Genomic DNA, 20,161 nt, shown 5'->3' with positions numbered 1-20,161 from the left:
TCCTCGACGCGGCACGTGTCGAGGGAGGGCGCCAGGTGCGGCGCTGTCGACCGGCGGACTCGTCCACCGGGACTCACAAGCACGAACCGAAGGTGGTACGGGCCGGCCCGCCACCGCGTCGCCGCCTGAAGATCAGGTCGACGGCGGGGCGGGCCGGGCCGTCACTGCGCCCGGGAGGGCGCGGTGGGTGTTACGGGTGATCCGAAGATCAGAGCGGGCGGATGTTCTCCGCCTGCGGGCCCTTCTGGCCCTGGGTGATCTCGAACTCGACCCGCTGGTTCTCGTCCAGGCTCCGGTAGCCGGAGGACTGGATCGCCGAGAAGTGGGCGAAGACGTCGGCGCCGCCGCCGTCCGGGGTGATGAAGCCGAAGCCCTTGTCAGCGTTGAACCACTTGACGGTGCCAATAGCCATGTGTTTCGTCTCCTTGACGGAACGTCGAGCCCGCACGTGTTGCGGGCTCGAAGAGGAGCGCCCCGCGCGGAACTGCGCGGCTCGCCTGTCGCTTCTGGTCGCCCCGCCCGGAGAACTCCGGACACAACAAAGAGCGCCTGGGGCCATAATCCACCAGGCGCACACAGAGTCTCTGGGAACCATAACTGCAACGCGCCTAATCTATCACGGATCTCGTCGCTGTGAACCCCTCTGCCGGGATTTCCGGTACCGACGTGATCAAGGCGGTCAGGCCCGCGACGTCCAGCAGGTCCGCCGGGCGCACGCTCACACCGTCCCGGACGTAGTGGAAAGCGGCCCCCACCTGCGCGACCGGCACACCGGCGAGCTCCGCCCAGGCCAGCCGGTAGACCGCCAACTGCACGGCGGCGGCCTCGGCGGCGACGCCGGTGGGCTGGCGACCGGTCTTCCAGTCAACAACGTCGAAGCGGCCCCCGGCACGGGCGAAGACGGCGTCCATCCGGCCGCGTACCACCACCCCGGCGAGCACCGTGGCGAACGGGACCTCCACCTCCACCGGCACCCGGTCGGCCCACTCGCTGGCCAGGAAGCGCTCCTGCAACTCGACGAGCGCCTCGTCCGGGGCGGCGTCCGCATCCGCCGCGCCGGGCAGCTCGTCCAGGTCGAGCAGCCGGTCCGCCCCGAACCGCTGCTCCAGCCAGGCGTGGAAGGCGGTCCCCCGGCGGGCGTACGGGTTGGGCTCGGTGGGCAGCGGTCGACGCAGCGTACGGGCGAGAGCGGTGGGATCGCGGCGCAGCGCGACGAGCTGGGTCACCGACAGCTGGCCGGGGAGGACGACCTCGACCCCACCGGCCTGCCGGGTCAGCTCGGCCCGCTCGGCGAGCAGCAGGTCGGCCTCCCGGCGCCACCGCGCCACGTCCGGGTCGTCGACGGGGGCGGTCCGGTCGTCGGCCGGTGCGTCGCCGAGGAAGCGGCGGACCAGCCCCGCCGCCTCGGCCAGGGCCGGCCGGCGCGCGCCCAGCGGGTCGGCTGGCCACTCCGCCCGCAGCACCACCTCGGTGGTCGGGTTGACCGCGTCCGGCGTCGGCTCCGGCGCCCACTGGTCGACCAGGTGCCCGGCACCGCCGTCCAGGCAGGCGTCGTGCACCTCCCGCAGCAGCGTCGACGGGCCGCGCGGCCGCTTGGTCCCCTCCCCCCACCAGTACCCGGAGCACAGCAGCAGGCGGCGCGGGCGGGTGACGGCGACGTACGCCAGCCGCCGCTCCTCCCGCTCGTCGTGCGCCCGCCAGGCATCGGTGAAGTCCTCCAGGGCCCGGGCCACCCCGCGCTGGTCCTCGGCCGCGTCCAGGCCCAGCTCGGGCAGCCCGTCGGCGTCACCGCGCAGCGAAAACGGCAGCACGCCCAGCCCACCGAGCCAGTGGTCGGAGTTGCGGACCGGCCCCGGCCACACGCCCCGGCTCAGCCCGGCCACCGCGACCACGTCCCACTCCAGGCCCTTGGCGGCGTGCGCGGTGAGGATCTGCACCGCCCCCTCCACCACGTCGACCTCGCCCGGTGTGAGGCCGCGCTCCTCGTCCTCGGCGGCGGCCAGGTAGGAGAGGAACCCCGACAGGGTCGCGCCCGGGGTCTCCCCGCTGAACCGGGCGGCGACGTCGCCGAGCGCGTCCAGGTGACCCCGGGCCAGGCCGGCGTCGCCGGCACCGTCCCGGCCGGCCCGCACGGCCACCTCCACGTCCAGGCCGATGGTCCGCTCGATGTCCGCGATCAGCTCGGGCAGCGGCTGGTCCAGCCGGTAGCGCAGCAGGCCGAGTTCCTGGGCGTACGCGCGCAGCCGGGCGTAGCCCTCGGCGGAGTACGCCTGCGCCGGCCCGAGGTCCGCCAGGGCCTCCACCAGGGTGGCCTCGTCGAGCAGGTCCGGGCTGATCTCCGGCTCGTCGTCGGCGCGCTGCCGGCGGGCGGACGCGATGGCCCGGGCCCGGCGGTGCAGGGCCACCAGGTCGCGGGGGCCGATCCGCCAGCGCGCACCGGTGAGCAGTCGCAGCAGCGCGGCGCCGTCGGTCGGGTCGGCCAGCACCCGCAGCGTGCAGACCACGTCCCGCACCTCGGGGGTGTCCAGCAGGCCGCCCAGCCCGACGACCTCGACCGGCAGGCCGCGCTCCCGCAGCGCCGACTCGATCGCCGGGATCTGGCTGCGCAGGCGTACCAGCACCGCCGTGGTGGGGCGGGCCGCCACCGGGATGTGCTCGGGCAACGCCCGCGGCGTACCGGCCGCGCCGCGCCAGGCGGCGAGGACGCTCTCGGCGATCCAGTCGGCCTCGTCGGCGTACGTCGGAAGGAGCGCGCAGTGCACGGTGCCGGCGGCCGTGCCCCGGGGGCTGCGGTGCGGTATCGGGTCGCGGACGCTCAGTGCGGCACGCAGCTCCGGCACCCGGGCCCCGGCGGCGCGCAGCGGGGTGGCCAGGGCGTTCGCGACGCCGAGGATCTCCGGGCGGTTGCGCCAGCTGGTGGTGAGGCCGAGCACGTCGGCCGGTGTGCCGTCGGCGCGGAGGAACTCCGTCGGGAACCGGTCCAGGGTGCCCGCGCTGGCGCCCCGCCAGCCGTAGATCGACTGGCAGGGATCCCCGACGGCGGTCACCGGATGCGCACCGCCGAACAGCGCGTTGAGCAGCACCACCTGGGCGTGGCTGGTGTCCTGGTACTCGTCGAGCAGCACCACCCGGTAGCGATCCCGCTCGATCTCGCCCACCCCTGGGTGGTCCCGGGCCACCCGGGCCGCCCGGGCGAGCTGGTCGGCGAAGTCCATCGCCTCGAAGTCCTCCTTGCGCCGGGCGTACGCGCGCACCAGCGGCAGCAGCTTCAGCCGGGTCTGCTGGAGTGCGAGCGCCTTGCGCACGTCGGCGTACACCCGGCCGGGGCGGGTCTGCACCTCTGCGAAGAAGCGGCCGGTCCACGCGGCGAGGGCGTCCGGATCGACCAGGTGCTCGTCCAGCTCACCGGCGAGCGCCAGCACCGCGTCGGTGACGGTGCTCGGCATCCGGTCCACCTCGGACATGTCGCCGTCGTAGGTGCGCACCAGCAGGTCCACCAACTGCCAGCGGGACGCCTCGGTGAGCAGCCGGGTGGAGGGCTCGTAGCCGGCGCGCAGCCCGTGCTCGGTGACGATGCGGCCCGCGTACGAGTGGTAGGTGGACACGGTCGGCTCGCCCGAGAGGGGGTCGTCCAGCGGGTCGCGCCCCCGTCGACCGAGCCGGCGGATGAGCTGGTCGAGACGCGTACGCACGCGGTGCGCCAGCTCGCCGGCGGCCTTGCGGGTGAAGGTGAGGCCGAGCACCTGCTCGGGCCGGACGTACGAGTTGGCCACCAGCCAGACCACCCGGGCGGCCATCGTCTCGGTCTTGCCGGACCCGGCGCCGGCGACCACGAGCAGCGGCTCCACCGGCGCGGCGATGATGGCGGCCTGTTCACGGGTGGGCGCGGGGAGCCGCAGCAGCCGCGCCAGCTCGACCGGCGTGTACCGGGGGCCGGCGTCGGCCGTCCGGGGCGCCGGCGTCGCCGAACTGAACAGGGTCGGCTGGGTCACTCTGCCTTCTTCGTTCGCGACTGCGGGGCTCGCAAGCTCACTCCTCGCGCTCATGATTCTCCGGGGAGCGCGCAGCGGGCGGCTCAACGACCTGGCGCCCCTGCCCGGAGACCGGGCAGCTCGTCCGCACCGGGCAGACCCGGCACTTCGAGTTGGCTACGGCGGCGAACGTGGCGGCGGCCATCGTATCGGCGGTGCGCCGGACCAGGGCGGTCGCCCAGCCGGCCTCCGGGCCTTCCCCGGCCGGCGGCTGGCTCTGCTCCCGGGCGTCCTTCGCGCCGGTGCCCAGCTGCACGAGGGCGGCTCCCCCGGACTCCTCCCCGAAGTCGGCGAACGCGCCCGCCTCCACCGCCGCCTGGTACGCGCCCAGCTGCGGGTGCTCGGCCAGGTCGGCGGCGGTCACCGCGGTGGACTTGCCGGTCTTGAGGTCGACGACGACCAGCCGGCCGTCCGCGTCGACCTCCAGCCGGTCCACCCGGCCGACCAGCTCGACCGGCCGCTGCGGGTCGTCCAGCCGGACCGCGAACTCGTGCTCGATGGCGAGCAGCCGCCGCGGGTTGGCGGCCAGCCACCGCAGCAGCTTGTCCACCATCGCCTCGGCCCGGGCCCGCTCCGGCCCGACCATCCACCGGGCGGCCAGCTCGATGGCGTCGAACCGGGCGGCCACGTAGTCCAGCAGCGCGCCCCGGTCGGCGCTGGCGTCCTCGGCGAGCATCGCCGCGGCGTGCACCAGGTTGCCGACGCCCTGCGCGGTGCTCGTCGGTGCGCTGCCACCGTGCCGTTCCAGCAGCCAGCGCAGGCTGCACCGCAGCGCGCTCTCCATCGCCGACGGGGTGACCCGCACCGGCTCGCCGTCGGCGACCAGCGGCCGGTCGTCGGAGAGCTGCCGCAGCCCCCACCACTCGTCGGGGTGCGCGCCGGCCACGCCGGCGGTGGCGAGGCGGGCCAGCTCGGCCGCCGCCGCGCGTCGCCGGGCCTGCGGTGCGTCCGGGTCGGTGACGGCGGTACGCAGCTCGGCCACCAGCGCCGCCAGGGTCAGTGCCCGGGGTGGCCGGCTCACCGGCAGCGTTCGCGGCCCGTGCGGCTCGGCGCCGCCCGCTCCGGTCCCGTCCGCGTCCCCGCCCGACGTGGTCCCGTCGCCGTCGGCACGCGGAGCGGCGGGATCGTCGGGTCCGGTCGGGCCGGCGGGATCGTCGGGTCCGGTCGGGCCGTCGGGTCCGGCCGGGCCGTCGGGTCCGGCCGGCCCCGCGGGCTCGCCCCCGGCCGGCGGGTCGGTGGGGCCCAGCTCGTAGAGGAAGCGGCTGGGCTGCTCCTCGTGGTCGTCGCCGCCCACCGCCGCCGAGGCGACCGCACTGACCAGCAGCCGGCGGCGGGCCCGGGTCACCGCGACGTGGAACAGGCGCCGCTCCTCGTCCAGCAACGCCGACGTCTGCCCGACCACGGTGGCCACCCGACCCGCGCCCACCGCGCGACCGGCGAGCACGTCCACCAACCGCTCGGACCCGAGCAGGCTGCCGCGCAACCGCAGGTCGGGCCAGACACCCTCCTGCACCCCGGCGACGGCCACCAGGTCCCACTCCAGGCCCTTCGCGGCGTGCGCGGTGAGCAGCCGGACCGCCGACCCGCGGTCGGCCGTGGGCGCCAGCGTGTCGGCCGGCAGGTCCTGCCCGAGCACGTGGTCGAGGAAGACCTCGGTACGCGCACCGGGCAGCCGGTCGGTGAACCGGGCGGCGGCGTCGAAGAGCACCATCACCGCGTCCAGGTCGCGGTCGGCGGCCTCGGCGCGCCGGCGTCGGGCGACGTCCCCCTCCCCGGCGGCGGCCGGGCCCCGGGTGAGGGCCGAGGACCACAGCTCGGCGAGACCGCTGGCCCGCCAGACCGCCCAGAGGACGTCCTCGGCGGTGGCCCCCGCGCGGGCGGCCGTCTCGCGGGCGACCGCGAGCAGGCCGGCGACGGTCTGCGCGGGTTCCGCCCAACGCCGGTCGATGCCGGCGAGCTCGGCCGGATCGCGCAGCGCATCCACGATCAGCTCGCCGGACGGCCGGCGGTCGCCCCCGGCCAGCGCGAGAGCACGTAACCCCTGCCGCAGCCGCCGCTCGGCCAGCGGGTCGGCCCCGCCCAACGGGGAGTGCAGCAGCGCGACGGCGGCCTCCTCGTCGAGCCGCTCCGGCTCCAGCGCGCAGCGCAGCAGGAGCAGCAGGGGCGCGACCGCCGGTTGGAGGTGCAGCGGCAGGTCCTCGCCGTGCACGACGGTCGGCACCCCGGCCGCGTGCAGCGCGCGCTGCAGGGAGGGCAGCTGCCGGGCGGTGGAACGCACCACCACGGCCATCTCCGACCAGGGCACGCCGCCGAGCAGGTGCGCCTCGCGCAGCGCGTGCGCCAGCCACGCCGCCTCGCTGGTCGCCGAACGGAAGGTGTGGACCTCCACCGCACCGGGCGGTGCGTCGGGCAGCGGGCGCAGCCGCCGGTGCGCCGCCGGACCACGCAGCCGCCGGGCCAGCCGGCCGCTCGCCGCCAGCAACCGGGACCCGGCCCGGTACGAGGTGGTCAGCACCACCTGGGCGGCCGGCGCCCCGGAGGCGGTGCGGAAGCGGTGCGGGAAGCCGGTCACGACGGCCGGGTCGGCGCCACGGAACGCGTACGTGGACGAGTCCGGATCGGCGAACGCGACCAGGGTCCGGCCACCGCCGGCCACGGTGGCGAGCAGGTCCTGCTGGGCGGGGTCGGTGTCGGCCAGTTCGTCGACGTAGACGTACGCCAGCCGGCGCCGCTCGGCCGCGAGCAGCTCCGGGTCGTCGAGCAGCATCCCGGTGGCGGCCCGGACCAGCTCCGCCGGGTCGTACGCGATCGAGCCCCGGTTGGCGACGTCGCGCAGCGCGAGCACAGCCACGTACTCCCGGAGGAACCGCGCGGCGGCCGGCCAGTCCGCGCGGCCCAGCTTCTCGCCCAGCCGGGCCAGCTCAAGCGGGCCGACGCCGCGCTCGGCCGCGCGCATGAGCAGGTCGCGAAGCTGGGCGGCGAACGCCCGGGTGCGCAGCGCCGGACGCAGGTCCTCCGGCCAGCCGACCGGGTCGTCGCCGGGTTCCTCCCCGACCACGTCGAGCAGCTCACGGATGATCAGGTCCTGCTCGGGACCGGTGAGCAGCCGGGGCGACGGTTCGCCGCGCTCGGCGGCGGCGCGGCGGAGCAGCCCGAAGGCGTACGCCGGGAAGGTGCGCACCAGGGGCTCCCGCAGCACCCGGTGCCCGTCGGAGGCGATGCGGGCCTCGATGCGCTGCCGCAGCGCGGTGGCCTGCCGGCGGCCGAAGGTGAGCACCAGGATCCGCTCCGGGTCGACCCCCTCGGTCACCCGGGCGGCGACCGCCTCGACGAGGGTGCCCGTCTTGCCGGTGCCCGGGCCACCGAGCACCAGCATCGGCCCGTCGGTGTGCGCGACCACCTCGGCCTGGTGCGGATCCACGCGCCGCGTGCCCTCGCCGGCCCGCGTGCCCTCGCCGGTGTACGCGCCATCGCCCGCCGTCGGACCGGAGCGCGGGTCGTCCCCGTGCGCACCGCCGGACGGCCGGTCCCCCAGCGCCGACCCGTCCACCGGGCGGTCCCCCCGAACCGCCCCGACAGGCCGACGCACCAGCCGGTACGCCTGCATGCCCCCATCCCACCAGACCCGTACGACACCGCCCCACACCCACCCACCGCGCGTCCCGACCGCGCTTTGGTGATCATGATGTTGACGGGTGACTTGATCTCCGATCCACCCGCCAACCTCATGATCACCGGGGCGGGGCGGAGGGGGGTGGGGGTTAGGTGAGGTGGGATTCCAGGGTGTCCAGGGCGATGGGGACCGTGTCGGACACGAGGAGGAGGTCCAGGCCCGCGGGTTTGAGGAACCGCTGGTCGGCGAGGGTGTGCAGCCAGTCGAGCAGGGGACGGTAGAAACCGTCGGTGTCCAGGAGCACCATCGGCTTGGCGTGCAGGGCGAGGGTCGCGGTGGTCCAGACCTCGAAGAGCTCGTCGAGGGTGCCGAGGCCGCCGGGGAGCGTGAGGAACGCGTCCGACTTGTCGATCATGAGCGTCTTCCGGCTGGCCATGGAGTCCGTGACCAGCAGCTCGTCGGAGGCGAGGTCGGCGACTTCCAGGTCGACCAGTGCCTGCGGGATCACGCCGAGTGTGCGACCGCCCGCGGTCCGGGCGCCGTCCGCCACCGCACCCATCATGCCGACGCACCCGCCGCCGCTGACCAGCGTGTGGCCGCGTCGGGCGATCTCCGCGCCGACCTCGGCCGCGAGGTCCAGGAAGCGCTGGTCGAGCGTGCGGGAGGAGGCGCAGAAGACGCAGATCGCGGCCACGTCAGTCCTTTCCGCCCTCGTCGGCGGCGGCCCGCTGCTCGGCGGCGGCCACGGCGACCGCCTCCTCCTGGACCGCCTCCTGCTCGGCGGAGAGGGCGGCCTCCGCCTCCACGATGTGCCGGACCGCGGCGTCGACGTCGTTGGTGAGGCAGATCAGCTCCAGGTCGACCGCGCCGATCTTGCCGCCGGCCGCCATCGTGTCGCGGAGCCAGTCCAGCAGGCCCTGCCAGTACTCGGTGCCCATCAGCACCACCGGAAAGCGGGTGACCTTGCCGGTCTGCACGAGGGTGAGCGCCTCGAACAGCTCGTCCATGGTCCCGAAGCCGCCGGGCAGCACGACGAACGCCTGGGCGTACTTGACGAACATCGTCTTGCGGGCGAAGAAGTAGCGGAAGTCGATGGCGAGGTCGACCCAGTCGTTGAGGCCCTGCTCGAAGGGGAGTTCGATGCCGAGCCCGACGGACAGCCCACCCGCGTCGCTGGCACCCCGGTTGGCGGCCTCCATCACGCCGGGACCACCGCCGGTGATGACCGCGTACCCGGCCCGGGCCAGAGCAGCGCCCAGCGCCTCGGCCATGCGGCACTCCGGGCTGTCCGGGCGGCTGCGGGCGGAACCGAACACGCTGACGGCCGGCGGAAGGTCGGCCAGGGTGTCGAACCCCTCGACGAACTCGGACAGGATCCGCAGCGCCCGCCAGGCGTCCCTGGTCTTCCAGTCGCCGCGCCCGCGCGAGTCCAGCAGGCGCTGGTCCGCGGTGCTCTCGGTGGCCGCCCGCCGCCGCAGCGTGACGGCACCCCGGTGCCGTTCGGTTCCCGGTGCGCGCCCGCTCTCCCGCCCGTTGCTCTGGCTCATGGGAGCAACCGTAGTGGAGCGGCACCGACCGGGTGCGCTGGGCGACGAGCCCGGAAATTAGTTGGCCGCGACGGGCAACTAATTCGGTCGCCCGTACGTCTTATCATTCACATACCCGGTATGCGCCGGGCACGCGCCTTCGGGGGAGGGAGCCAGCGTGATCAGTAACAGCGAGATGATCCGGATCCGGCGTCAGATGCAGCGCCGCATCCGGGACGTGGTGGCCGAGCGTCGCCGCGCCCGCCTGATGGAGCCGTCCACCACCGCCACCCCGTCCGTCGACCACACCGACGCCCTGGCCGGCGCCAGCGCGTCCCACCCCACCATCTCCTGAGCCGGCTCCGGCCGCACGACGTCGAGGGGTCCGCCCGGTGCGGACCCCTCGACGAGGCGGTACGGGCTCAGTCGGCGGCGAGCCAGCGGTGCAACGTGGCGGCACCGTCGCGGATCTTGCCGATCTCGACGTGCTCGTCCCGGTGGTGCGCCAGGTTGGGGTCCCCCGGGCCGAAGTTCAGCGCCGGGACGCCCATCGCCGCGAAGCGCGCCACGTCCGTCCAGCCGAGCTTGCCGACCGGCTCCGCGCCGACGGCGGTGAGGAACTCCCGCGCCGCCGGGTTGTCCAGCCCCGGCAGGGCACCGGGAGCCATGTCGGTCACCGTCAGGTCGAAGCCCGCGAAGACCTCACGTACGTGGGCCTCGGCTCCCGCCGCGTCACGGTCGGGCGCGAACCGGAAGTTGACCTCGATCTCGCACCGGTCCGGGATCACGTTGCCGGACACCCCGCCGACGATCCGGACCGCGTTCAGCCCCTCGCGGTACTCGCAGCCGTCGATGGTGACGCGCCGGGCCTCGTACGCCTGGAGCCGGCGCAGCACCTCCCCCGCGCCGTGGATGGCGTTCACGCCCCGCCAGGACCGCGCGGAGTGGGCCCGCTCGCCGTGGGTGGTCACGATCGCCCGCATGGTGCCCTGACAGCCCGCCTCGACCACGCCGTACGTCGGCTCCAGCAGCACCGCGAAGTCGGCCCGCAGCCACTCCGGGTACGCCTCGGAGACCAGGAAGAGTCCGTTGTACTTCGACTCGATCTCCTCCGCCTCGTAGAAGAAGTACGTGACGTCGTACCTCGGGTCCGGCAGGGTGACCGCCAGGTGCAGCGCGTACGCCACCCCGGACTTCATGTCGGAGGTGCCGCAGCCGTACAGGAGGTCGCCGCGCAACGTGGAGGGGAAGTTGTCGTTGTGCGGGACGGTGTCCAGGTGCCCGGCCAGCACCACCCGCTGGGCCCGCCCCAGGTCGGTACGTGCCATCACGGTGTTGCCGTGGCGGAAGGTGGTGAGGTGCGGCACGCCGCGCAGCACCTGCTCGACGTGGTCGGCGATGGCCTGCTCGTTGAGGGAGACGGACTCTATGTCGACCAGTGCGCGGGTCAACGCCACCGGATCGGCGAGGACCTCGGGGGTCAGCGGGTTCTCCATGGATCGCACGGTACCGTCACACTCGTGACGACTGCAGAATCCGCCTGGGGCATCGGTCTGGCCACCGTGACCGCCGACGACCAGGTGCTCGACACCTGGTACCCGACCGGCAAGCTGGGCCTCGGCAACCTGCCGCTGGTCGCCGGTGAGGACGAGGCGGACGTCCTCGACCTGCCGCCGGGAGCGGTCGGCGACCGGGCGCTGCCGGGTCTGCGTACGGTCCAGGTGGTGACCGTGATCGGCGCGCTGGACGACCCGATCAAGGACGCCCCCGACGCGTACCTCCGGCTGCACCTGCTCTCCCACCGCCTGGCGCGGCCGAACGAGGTCAACCTCGACGGCATCTTCGGCAAGCTGGCCAACGTGGCCTGGACCTCGGCCGGCCCGTGCCCGCCCGAGCGGGTCGACGAGCTGCGGGTCATCGAGCGGGCCGCCGGGCGCCACCTGGCGGTGTACGGGGTGGACAAGTTCCCCCGGATGACCGACTACGTGGTCCCGTCCGGCGTGCGGATCGCCGACGCGGACCGGGTCCGGCTGGGCGCCCACCTGGCCGCCGGCACGACCGTCATGCACGAGGGCTTCGTGAACTTCAACGCCGGCACGCTGGGCACCTCGATGGTCGAGGGGCGGATCGTGCAGGGCGTCCTGGTCGATGACGGCTCGGACATCGGTGGCGGCGCCTCGATCATGGGCACGCTCTCCGGCGGCGGCACCGACAGGATCAGCATCGGGCAGCGGAGCCTGGTGGGCGCGAACGCCGGGGTGGGGATCTCGCTGGGCGACGACTGCGTGGTCGAGGCCGGCTGCTACATCACCGCCGCGTCGAAGATCACCCTGCCGGACGGCCGGGTGGTCAAGGGCCGTGAGCTGTCCGGCGTGGACGGGCTGCTCTTCTGGCGCAACTCGGTGACCGGCGCCCTGGAGGCGAAGCCGCGCACCGGCCGGGGCATCGAGCTGAACGCCGCCCTGCACGCCAACGACTGACGCCAAGGAGCAGGTGCGCGCCGGCCGGTTCCGGCATCATCGAGCGGTGACCTCGATGAAGGATCGGATGCTGGCCGGCGAGCCGTACATCGCCGACGAGCCCGAGATCATCGCCGACCTCGATCGCGCCGCCCGGCTCATGCACCGCTTCAACACCAGCCCACCGGACGATCCGCAGGGCCGGCTGGCCGCGCTGCGGGAGCTGCTCGGTGAGCTGGGCGAGGACACCTGGATCCGGCCGCCGTTCCACTGCGACTACGGCGGCAACATCCGTATCGGGCCGCGGAGCTTCGTCAACTACCAGGCGGTCTTCCTCGACGTCGCCGCCATCACCATCGGCGCCGACGTCCAGATCGGCCCGAACGTGCAGCTGCTCACCCCGACGCATCCGGTGGAGCCGGAACCCCGCCGCGCCAAGTGGGAGTCGGCGCGGCCCATCACCCTCGCCGACAACGTGTGGCTCGGCGGAGGCGTGGTCGTCCTGGCCGGCGTCACGGTCGGCGAGAACACGGTGGTGGGCGCGGGCGCCGTCGTGACGAGGGACCTGCCCCCGAACGTCGTCGCGGTCGGTAACCCGGCCCGGCCGGTGCGCCGGCTCGACTGACTCGGATCAGGCCCTTCACCTGCACAAACATCCCTTCGGGGACTGTTGCCGGGGCAGGCCGGCCGGCACGCTGAGTGGTGATGTGGTCACCAGGAGGTGAACATGGCCGGTCCGGTGCTCGAACTCCGCGTCCACGGGGTGTCCAACACGCCCCCCGACCAGATCCTGGGCCTGCAACCCGGGCCGGGGCCGGACCAGCCCCAACCGTGGCTGGTCGCCGGCGACGCGACCACGGGTTTCTACCGCTCCACCGCCGCCGCGCCCGAGGACCCGGTGGTGGTCGAGGCGTACAGCTGGGGGCAGTTGACCTCCGGCGCGCGGACCGCGCGCGACGTCGAGCGGGCCCTGTGGACGGTGCTGCTGCCGTTCACCCTGGCCAACATCGCGCTGCACGCCCGGCCGGGCATCCCGCCCGACCCGGACACCGAGCGCTGGGGCAGCCGCTCGGGCATCGCCGCGTGGCTGATCCGGCTGTTCTGCCTGAGCCTGACCGGCACGCTGGTCCTGACCTTCGCCGGGGTGGGCGTCGACCTCATCGGGTGGCAGTGCGTCGACGCGGCCTGCCTGGGACGGGTCCCGGGTCCCTGGGAGTTCCTCGGTCGGGGCTGGTGGAGCGAGGGTGCCCGCGCGCTCGCGGTCGGCCTGCTCGTGCCCGTGGCGCTCCTGGGCGTCCTCGGCCTGGCCACCTGGCGGACCTACCAGTACGAGGCGGAGATGCCGGCCAACCCGGTCGTCCCGTGGACGGCCGGATCGGGAGCGCGGGAGACGGAACCGGCCGGGTACGGGACCGGCCTCCCCCCGCAACCGATGGGCGAGCCGGAACCGCCCGAGCCACCACCGGACGACCTCGCGAACCCGTTGCAGGACCCGACGTTCTGGTGCGGCGAGGGGCAGTTGCGGCGTGCCGCCGTGCTGCACCTCGGCACCGGCGCGGTGATCGCTGCCGCCGTGGCCCTGGGCCCGGTCCTGGCGATGGATCCCCCGGGGGGAATGCGGGCGGTCCTGGCGACGGCGACGGCGGTCGCGATGGTGGCCGTGGTGCTGATCGCGGTGGTGGCACTCGCCCGTCCGTGGCTGACCCGGCGCGCGGGCTCCACCCCACTGGGCCGGTGGAGCGCCGCGGTCGCCGTGCTCGCCGTTCTCGCACTGGTCGGCACCGCGCTCCTCCTGCTCCTGCCGGACGGGCCGGCGGGAACCCCGCTCTCCGACCTGCGGCCCCCGCCCGGCTGCGACCGGCACCCCGGCGACGCCCGCTGCCTCACCGACCGCTCGCTGCCCGGCTACGACTGGATCATCTCCTGGTACGGCACCGGTCAGCTGCTGCTGCTCATCGCCATCGGGGCGGTCTCCCGGTCCGGCCGCCGGGCCCTGGCCGCACCGGTCACCGCCGCCCTGCTCCTCCCCCTGGGGGTGCTGTGGATCGCCGGCTGGCTGCCCGGGGCGCCGGCCGCACCCGCCGCCCTGGACATCTGGATGGTGGCCCTCGGCGCGGTCGCCGTCGCCGGCGCCGGCCTGCTCCTGCCCCGTACGCGGTCGGCCGCCGGAGGCCAACCCCTGGAGGCGCACACCGACCTGGCCTGGGCCGGGCGCGGGCCGGCGGTGCTGGCCGGCTTCGGCTGGGTGCTCTGCGTCGCCAACAGCGCCGGCCTCTTCCACTGGGTCACCGACCGGCTCAACAACGGCGCGACCCCCAGTGGGCGCTCGCCGATCACCATGCCCACCCCGGTGCTGTGGGCGGGCCTCGCCTTCAGCATCGCCCTGATCGGGCTTCTCGGGGTCGCGCTGCGGGCGGTCGTGCTCCTCGCCCGGCTCCGCCGCGAGGAGTACGCCGCGCTGACGTCCCAACGCCACGCCCTGTCCGCCCACGAGCTGCGGCGCTGCCGGGACGTGGGTTTCTACCACGCCCTGCACCGCCTGGTCGGCGAGCACGCGCTGCGGCTCACCGGCTGCTACGCCGCCGCGTCGGCCGTTCTGGTCGCGCTCGGCTGCGCCGCCGTGCTGTCCCTGACCCGTCCCCACCCCACCCACGCCACCGGCGGAGCGGCGGTGCTGAAGGCCGTCGCCGACATCGGCGACTCGCTGCTGAGCTGGCTGCCCGTGCTCGTCGCCGCCCTCGGCATGCTCGTCTTCCGCAACGAGGGGGTCCGTCGCACCGTCGGCGTCGTGTGGGACGTGGGGACGTTCTGGCCCCGGGCCGCGCACCCGCTGGCCCCGCCCAGCTACGCCGAGCGTGCCGTGCCGGAGCTGCAGACCCGCACCGCCGGGCTGCTCGCCGCCGCCGACCACGACCCTCGGGGCCTGAACGGGATCATCCTCTCCGGGCACAGCCAGGGCGCGGTGATCTGCGCCGCGGTGGTCCTGCAACTGCCCGCACGGTGGCGGTCGCGGATCTGGTTCTTCTCCTACGGCTGCCAGCTCACCCGCCTCTACGGCCGGGTCTTCCCGGCGTACTTCGGGCCGGACCGGCTGCCGGTGCTGGCCGGGGCGCTGACCCGGAGGGGAACGCCGGGCTGGACCAACTTCTGGCGGGACACCGACCCGCTCGGCTGGCCGGTCAACGCCGGGGAGCGGGACGTGTCCGTCCGGGACCCGGAGGCGCTGCACCCGAGCGACGGGGAGGTCGCCGACCCCCCGATCCGCAACCACAGCGGCTATCCGGACGCGCCCGAGTTCCACCGGGAACGCTCGCGGGTGGCCTGGCTCCTCCGGCGGGGGGTGCCGGCACCCCGACGAGGGTCCGGCTGACCGGGCGGCACCGGCAGCGCGGGCGTGTGCACCGCGGGCCGCCGCCGCGTCCGGGGTCAGGCCGGCGGCTCCGTCAGGCGTACGACGAGGTCGGCGCGCTCCGCCGTCGCGGTGACCAGGGCGGCGTTGGCCTCGTCGGTGCCCCGCGCCCACTGTCGCGCGTCCTCCGGCGAGCGGCCGTACGCCTCGTGGCGGGCGGTCAGCCGACGCAGCCGCAGCTCGACGTCCAGGTCGAGGAACCACGCCTCGTGCAGCAGCGGGCGGATCTCCTCCCACGGGAAGTCGGGCACCAGCAGGTAGTTGCCCTCGGTCACCACCAGCCGAACCTCCGGCGGCACCTCGATCGCCCCGGCCACCGGCTCCTCCAGGTCCCGGCGGAACGCCGGCGCCCACACCGAGGTCGGCTCCAGCCGGCGCAGACGGCGCAGCAGGGAGACGTACCCGTTGGCGTCGAAGGTGTCCACCGCACCCTTGCGACCCGCCCGGCCCAGCCGTTCCAGTTCGGCCTGGGCGAGGTGGAAGCCGTCCATCGGCACCAGCCGGGCGGTGGGACCGACGGCCGCCACGACCTGCCCGGCGAGGGTCGACTTGCCGGCGCCGGGCGCACCGGCGATGCCGAGGATCTGCCGGGGACCGGCCCCGGCGAGCGCGCGGGCCCGCGCGACCAGGTCGTCGACGGCGACGACGCGGGCGGTGGGCATCAGTGCAGGACCGGTTCGCTGATCGCGAACCGCGCGTGCACCGCCGCGCGCACCTCCTGCGGGCGGGGGTCGAGTTCCAGTTCGGGTGCCCCGCCCGACTCCGTACCGCCCGCGTACGCCATCCGGGCGAACATCGGGCGGTCCATGTCGCCGGTGTCGGACAGCTCGATCAGCGCGGTGACGCGGGCGCCGAGGGCCTCGGCGTACTCGCGGGCGCGGGACAGCGCGTCGTCGATGGCGGCCCGCCGGGCCTCGCGGTGGGCGGGGCTGTCCGGTCGCAGCGACCACCACGGCCCGGCCACCTCGACCTGGTCCTGGTCGGCCAGGCGCAGCATCAGCTCGCCGAGGGCGGTGAAGTCGGTGACCGTCACGGTGGTGGACACGCTGCCGTGGTACGCGACGACGCGCTCGCCGGAGCGCCGGGTCTCCGGCCGGACCCGCAGCTCGCCGGTCTCCCGCCGGTCGACCGCCGGGGCGTGGGAGTCGAGGAGCACCCGGACGGCGGCTGCCCGCTCGGCCAGCCGGGTCAGGGTGGTCTCCCGGTCCCGGTCCCGGGCCAGGGCGGTCACGGTGAACCGGGCGATCTCGGGATCGACCTCCCGGTACGACTCCCCGCGCACCGACACCACCGGCCCGTCCACCATGCCCTCACCCTAGCGGCGTGCCCTCCCGTCCGCCGGTCGTGCCGGCGACCCCGGGCGCTCAGGTGGCGGGCGGGACCGGGCGGTGGGCCGTGTAGGAGACCGTGTCGGCGCCGACCGCGCAGCCGCTCAGGTGCCCGCCGGCGGCGCCCAGCCCGCACAGCCACGCCACCTCGTCGGCGTGCTCGCCGCCGGCCGGGAACCCGCGGGTCTCGACCGCGTACGACCGGCCGGGCAGCGCCGCCCGGACGGCCCCCGCCTCGGCGTGCAGCGCGGTGAGCGCGTCCGCGTCGCCGGCCCGCAGCGCGTCGGCCAGTTCACCCAGGTACGCGGTCACCCCGGCCAGCTCGGTCAGCACCCGCTCCCGGTTGCCGAGCAGCATGCTGGCGGTGCGCCGGGCCGGGGTGCCGGCGACCCGTGTCCCGTCGGAGAAGCTGCCGGCGGCCAGCGCGAGCACCGCGTCGCGCAGCCGCGCCCGGCGTACCGCCCCGGCCAGCGCACCGGCGAGCAGGTGCGGCACGTGCGAGGCCAGGGCGGCGGCATCGTCGTGGTCGGCGGCGTTCATCGGCACCACCCGGGCCCGGAACAGGGCCACGAGCAGCCCGGCGAGCCACCGGAAGGCGACCGTCCCCCTTCCGGGCGACGGGCAGAGCACCCACGCCGCGGAGTCGAGGAGCGTCGGCGCGGCGGCGGTCAGCCCGGCGGACTCGGCGCCGGCCATCGGGTGCCCCGGCACGAACCTGTCGAGCAGTCCGTGCCGCGCGGCGAACCCGCTCAGCTCGCCCTTGGTGCTGCCCACGTCGGTGAGGACGCAGCCGGGCGGCGTCGCACCGGCCACCCGCAGCAGGGTCTCCGGCAGGCTGGGCAGCGGCCCGCAGAGGAAGACCACGTCCCGCCCGCGCAGCGCCTCGTCCAGCGTGTCCGGTGCGGTGACGCCGCGCGCCCGCGCGTCCGACCGGGTCGCCGGGTCCGGGTCCCACCCGGTCGTGTCGAGGCCGGCGTCACGCAGCCGGAGCAGGACCGAACCGCCGATCAGGCCGGTGCCGACGACGGCGGCGCGCAGGTCCGCGTACTCATTCGGAGAGCCGGTCTCGTCGCTCATGGCCGCGCCCCGCCGGGCCTCAGGCGGTCAGCCGGCCGGCGACCGCCGCGACGTTCTCGTCGGACTCGGTCAGCGCCACCCGGACGTGCTGCCCGCCGCCCGGGCCGTAGAAGGCACCGGCGGCGGCCAGGATGCCGCGCCGGGCCAACCAGTCGACGGTCGCCCAGCAGTCCTCGCCGCGGGTCATCCACAGGTAGAGCCCGGCCTCGGAGTGCTCGACGGTGAAGCCGGCGGCGGTGAACGCGGCGTACAGCGCCTCGCGCCGGGCCCGGTAGCGCTCCCGCTGCTCGTCGGCGTGCCGCTCGTCGGCGAGGGCGGCCACCATGGCCGCCTGCACCGGCGCCGGCACGATCATCCCGGCGTGCTTGCGCACCTTCAGCAACTCGGCGACCAGGGCCGGGTCACCGGCCACGAACCCGGCCCGGTAGCCGGCCAGGTTGGAGCGCTTGGACAGGGAGTGCACGGCGAGCACGCCCTCGTACGACCCGCCGCACACCTCCGGCGAGAGCACCGAGACCGTCTCGGCGGACCAGCCCAGCGGCAGGTAGCACTCGTCGCTGGCGACCACCGCGCCCCGCTCGCGGGCCCAGTCGACCACCTTGCGCAGGTGGGCGGGGGGTAGCACCCGGCCGGTCGGGTTGCCCGGCGAGTTGACCCAGACCAGCCGGACCCGGGACGTGGGGCCGACCGCGGTCAGCGAGTCGGCACGGGCCACGGTGGCGCCCGCGAGGAGCGCGCCGTCCGCGTACGTCGGGTAGGCGATCGACGGCACCACGACCACGTCGTCCGGCCCCACCCCGAGCAGGGTGGGCAGCCAGGCGACGAGTTCCTTCGAACCGATCGTGGGCAGCACGCCGAGACCGTCGACGCCGGCTCCGCAGGCCCGCGACACCCAGGCGGCGATCGCGTCCCGCAGCGCCGGCGTGCCGGCGGTCAGCGGGTACCCCGGCGCGTCCGACGCGTCGGCCAGCGCCGCCCGGATCACCGGGGGGACCGGGTCGACCGGCGTGCCCATCGAGAGGTTGATGAGGCCCTCCGGGTGCGCCGCGGCCAGGGCGGCCGCGGCGTCCAGGGAGTCCCAGGTGAACTCGGGCAGCCGAGCCGAGACCGGCGCGGGCCGGTTCAGTGGCCCTCTCCGCGCGGCGGCTGGGCGGCGACGAAGGTCGCGTCCTTCTCCACCTTGCCGACCTTCGAGGCGCCACCGGGCGAGCCGAGGTCCTCGAAGAACTCGTAGTTGGCGCCGGTGTAGTCCTTCCACTGCTCCGGGACGTCGTCCTCGTAGAAGATCGCCTCGACGGGGCAGACGGGCTCACAGGCACCACAGTCGACGCACTCGTCGGGGTGGATGTAGAGCATCCGGTTGCCCTCGTAAATGCAGTCGACCGGGCACTCCTCGATGCATGCCTTGTCGAGCACATCCACGCACGGCTCGGCGATGATGTAGGTCACCGGTCTTCTCCTCCGCAGACACGTCGCGATCACCCGCGACGGTTAGAGCCTAGTATCTCGCCGGGGAGGGGGTCGATCGTGCTCCGACAGCAGGATGTGGGACACCGGATCGTGGTTCGCCGGATTGTGGGGATTCGCGAAGGCCGACCGCTCTTCTCCGACGCCCTCGGCGAGCTGGTCGAGCTGAGCGAGACCCATGTCACGTTGGCCACCGCGCAGGGCCGCCTCCGGGTGCCGCGGGACGAGGTGCACCGCGCCAAGCGGGTGCCGCCGACCCGCCGGCCGACGGCCGCCGCGGTGGTCGCGCTGGAGCTGGCCGCCGACGAGGCGTGGCCCGCCGCCGTACGGGGCCGGCTCGGTGACTGGCTGCTGCGCTCCGCGGCCGGCTGGACCGGCCGGGCCAACTCCGCGCTCCCCGTCGGCGATCCGGACCGACCGCTGCCCGCCGCCGTGGACGCGATCGAGTCCTGGTACGCCGGGCTGGGTCAGCCGGCGATGGTGAACACCCCACTCCCGCTCGCCTCGCCGGTCGGCGCCGAACTGGACACGCGGGGCTGGGGCGCCCGACCGCCGGTGCTGGTGCAGACCGTCCCACTGTCCGGGATCTCCCCGGCCACCGGACCGCCCACGGCCGGCGCCGGGTCGCCGCCGGTCGAGCTGGCGACGGCACCGTCCGAGGACTGGCTCGTCATCGCCGCCGGCCGCAAGGGCGGCCTGCCGGACGCCGCGCGGCACGTGCTCACCGCGGTGGAGCGGGTCCGCTTCGCCCAGGTGTACGCCGACGGCACGCTCGTCGCGATAGGTCGGGGAACCGTCACCGGCGCGGGACGCTGGCTCGGGCTGAGCCTGATCGAGGTGGCGCCGGAGGCACGACGGCAGGGCCTCGCCGGGCGGGTCGTCCGCGGCCTGGCGCAGTGGGGCGCAGCGGAGGGTGCCACCCACGCCTTCCTTCAGGTCGAGCAGCGCAACACACCGGCGGTGACCCTGTACCGGGCTCTGGGCTTCACCACCCACCACACCTACCTGACCCGGGTGGCCCCGACGGCCTGACCGCATCGGGAGGGTTCTCGCAGGTCCTGTGGGGTACGGGAGTGGTGGACGCGGCGCGGGACGCGCCGTGACCACCCCCGCAACCCCGGCTCAGGAAGGACCACTCGATGGCCACGCGAAGCGCATCGGGGCGCGCCAGCGGTTCGACGGCGACGAAGGACGTCCCCGGCAACCAGACGCCGAACACCCCGGACATCAACGAGAGCGAGATCGCCCGCC

At 75.0% G+C, this 20,161-nt stretch carries 16 protein-coding genes; 5 read left to right on the top strand and 11 right to left on the bottom strand.

What is annotated here, in order from left to right:
* Positions 1-208 precede the first annotated feature (208 nt).
* From ACIBR0_RS01610 to ACIBR0_RS01590, 5 genes are all read right to left on the bottom strand, one after another.
* On the bottom strand, positions 209-412 hold the full coding sequence (locus tag ACIBR0_RS01610) for a cold-shock protein (protein WP_007072850.1): 204 nt from the start codon (positions 410-412) through the stop codon (positions 209-211).
* Positions 413-608: 196 nt separating this feature from the next.
* Positions 609-3,992, bottom strand: coding sequence for an ATP-dependent helicase (locus ACIBR0_RS01605; protein WP_396712104.1), 3,384 nt, complete (start codon positions 3,990-3,992; stop codon positions 609-611).
* A gap of 37 nt (positions 3,993-4,029) precedes the next feature.
* Complete coding sequence (locus ACIBR0_RS01600; RefSeq protein ID WP_396712103.1) at positions 4,030-7,638, bottom strand: ATP-dependent helicase; 3,609 nt, start codon at positions 7,636-7,638, stop codon at positions 4,030-4,032.
* A gap of 154 nt (positions 7,639-7,792) precedes the next feature.
* Positions 7,793-8,338, bottom strand: coding sequence for a TIGR00730 family Rossman fold protein (locus ACIBR0_RS01595; protein ID WP_396712102.1), 546 nt, complete (start codon positions 8,336-8,338; stop codon positions 7,793-7,795).
* 1 nt (position 8,339) lies between these two features.
* Positions 8,340-9,191 carry a TIGR00730 family Rossman fold protein gene (locus tag ACIBR0_RS01590; RefSeq protein ID WP_357035432.1) on the bottom strand — a complete coding sequence of 284 codons (852 nt, stop codon included), beginning with the start codon at positions 9,189-9,191 and terminating at the stop codon, positions 8,340-8,342.
* 157 nt (positions 9,192-9,348) lie between these two features.
* Here ACIBR0_RS01590 and ACIBR0_RS01585 point away from each other — a divergent pair, with 157 nt between their 5' ends.
* A complete protein-coding gene (locus ACIBR0_RS01585; RefSeq protein ID WP_357035428.1) occupies positions 9,349-9,525 on the top strand; it encodes a hypothetical protein in 177 nt (58 codons plus the stop codon).
* Positions 9,526-9,592: 67 nt separating this feature from the next.
* Here ACIBR0_RS01585 and dapE read toward each other — a convergent pair whose 3' ends face one another.
* Positions 9,593-10,666, bottom strand: a complete 1,074-nt coding sequence (dapE, locus tag ACIBR0_RS01580) for a succinyl-diaminopimelate desuccinylase (protein WP_357035425.1) — start codon at positions 10,664-10,666, stop codon at positions 9,593-9,595.
* 24 nt (positions 10,667-10,690) lie between these two features.
* On the opposite strand from dapE, the gene dapD reads away from it, so the two are divergent.
* From dapD to ACIBR0_RS01565, 3 genes are all read left to right on the top strand, one after another.
* Positions 10,691-11,650 (top strand): 2,3,4,5-tetrahydropyridine-2,6-dicarboxylate N-succinyltransferase, encoded by a 960-nt coding sequence (dapD, locus tag ACIBR0_RS01575; RefSeq protein ID WP_396712099.1) that lies wholly within the window; start codon positions 10,691-10,693, stop codon positions 11,648-11,650.
* A gap of 46 nt (positions 11,651-11,696) precedes the next feature.
* Complete coding sequence (locus tag ACIBR0_RS01570; RefSeq protein ID WP_396712097.1) at positions 11,697-12,254, top strand: sugar O-acetyltransferase; 558 nt, start codon at positions 11,697-11,699, stop codon at positions 12,252-12,254.
* A 102-nt stretch (positions 12,255-12,356) separates the two neighbouring features.
* A complete protein-coding gene (locus ACIBR0_RS01565) occupies positions 12,357-14,999 on the top strand; it encodes a hypothetical protein (RefSeq protein WP_396712096.1) in 2,643 nt (880 codons plus the stop codon).
* 56 nt (positions 15,000-15,055) lie between these two features.
* On the opposite strand, the gene ACIBR0_RS01560 is transcribed toward ACIBR0_RS01565, so the two are convergent.
* The 5 genes from ACIBR0_RS01560 to fdxA are packed head-to-tail and all read right to left on the bottom strand — an operon-like array spanning position 15,056 to position 18,892.
* Complete coding sequence (locus ACIBR0_RS01560) at positions 15,056-15,700, bottom strand: nucleoside/nucleotide kinase family protein (protein WP_396712094.1); 645 nt, start codon at positions 15,698-15,700, stop codon at positions 15,056-15,058.
* A complete protein-coding gene (locus ACIBR0_RS01555; RefSeq protein ID WP_396712093.1) occupies positions 15,700-16,344 on the bottom strand; it encodes an SIMPL domain-containing protein in 645 nt (214 codons plus the stop codon). The genes ACIBR0_RS01560 and ACIBR0_RS01555 overlap by 1 nt, the downstream gene beginning before the upstream one ends.
* Before the next feature lie 58 nt (positions 16,345-16,402).
* Positions 16,403-17,443 (bottom strand): prephenate dehydrogenase, encoded by a 1,041-nt coding sequence (locus ACIBR0_RS01550; RefSeq protein ID WP_396712091.1) that lies wholly within the window; start codon positions 17,441-17,443, stop codon positions 16,403-16,405.
* Positions 17,444-17,462: 19 nt separating this feature from the next.
* The gene (gene dapC / locus ACIBR0_RS01545; RefSeq protein WP_396712438.1) at positions 17,463-18,569 is read right to left on the bottom strand and encodes a succinyldiaminopimelate transaminase; all 1,107 of its coding nucleotides are present in this window, start codon (positions 18,567-18,569) and stop codon (positions 17,463-17,465) included.
* Positions 18,566-18,892: a ferredoxin gene (gene fdxA, locus ACIBR0_RS01540; RefSeq protein ID WP_030490464.1), complete on the bottom strand. Its 327-nt coding sequence runs from the start codon at positions 18,890-18,892 to the stop codon at positions 18,566-18,568. The genes dapC and fdxA overlap by 4 nt, the downstream gene beginning before the upstream one ends.
* A 78-nt stretch (positions 18,893-18,970) precedes the next feature.
* Here fdxA and ACIBR0_RS01535 point away from each other — a divergent pair, with 78 nt between their 5' ends.
* Positions 18,971-19,942 carry a GNAT family N-acetyltransferase gene (locus tag ACIBR0_RS01535; protein ID WP_396712088.1) on the top strand — a complete coding sequence of 324 codons (972 nt, stop codon included), beginning with the start codon at positions 18,971-18,973 and terminating at the stop codon, positions 19,940-19,942.
* Positions 19,943-20,161 lie beyond the last annotated feature (219 nt).

Source organism: Micromonospora sp. NPDC049497 (assembly GCF_044465805.1).
GTDB lineage: Bacteria > Actinomycetota > Actinomycetes > Mycobacteriales > Micromonosporaceae > Micromonospora.
This window is presented reverse-complemented; position numbering and strand designations above follow the sequence as displayed.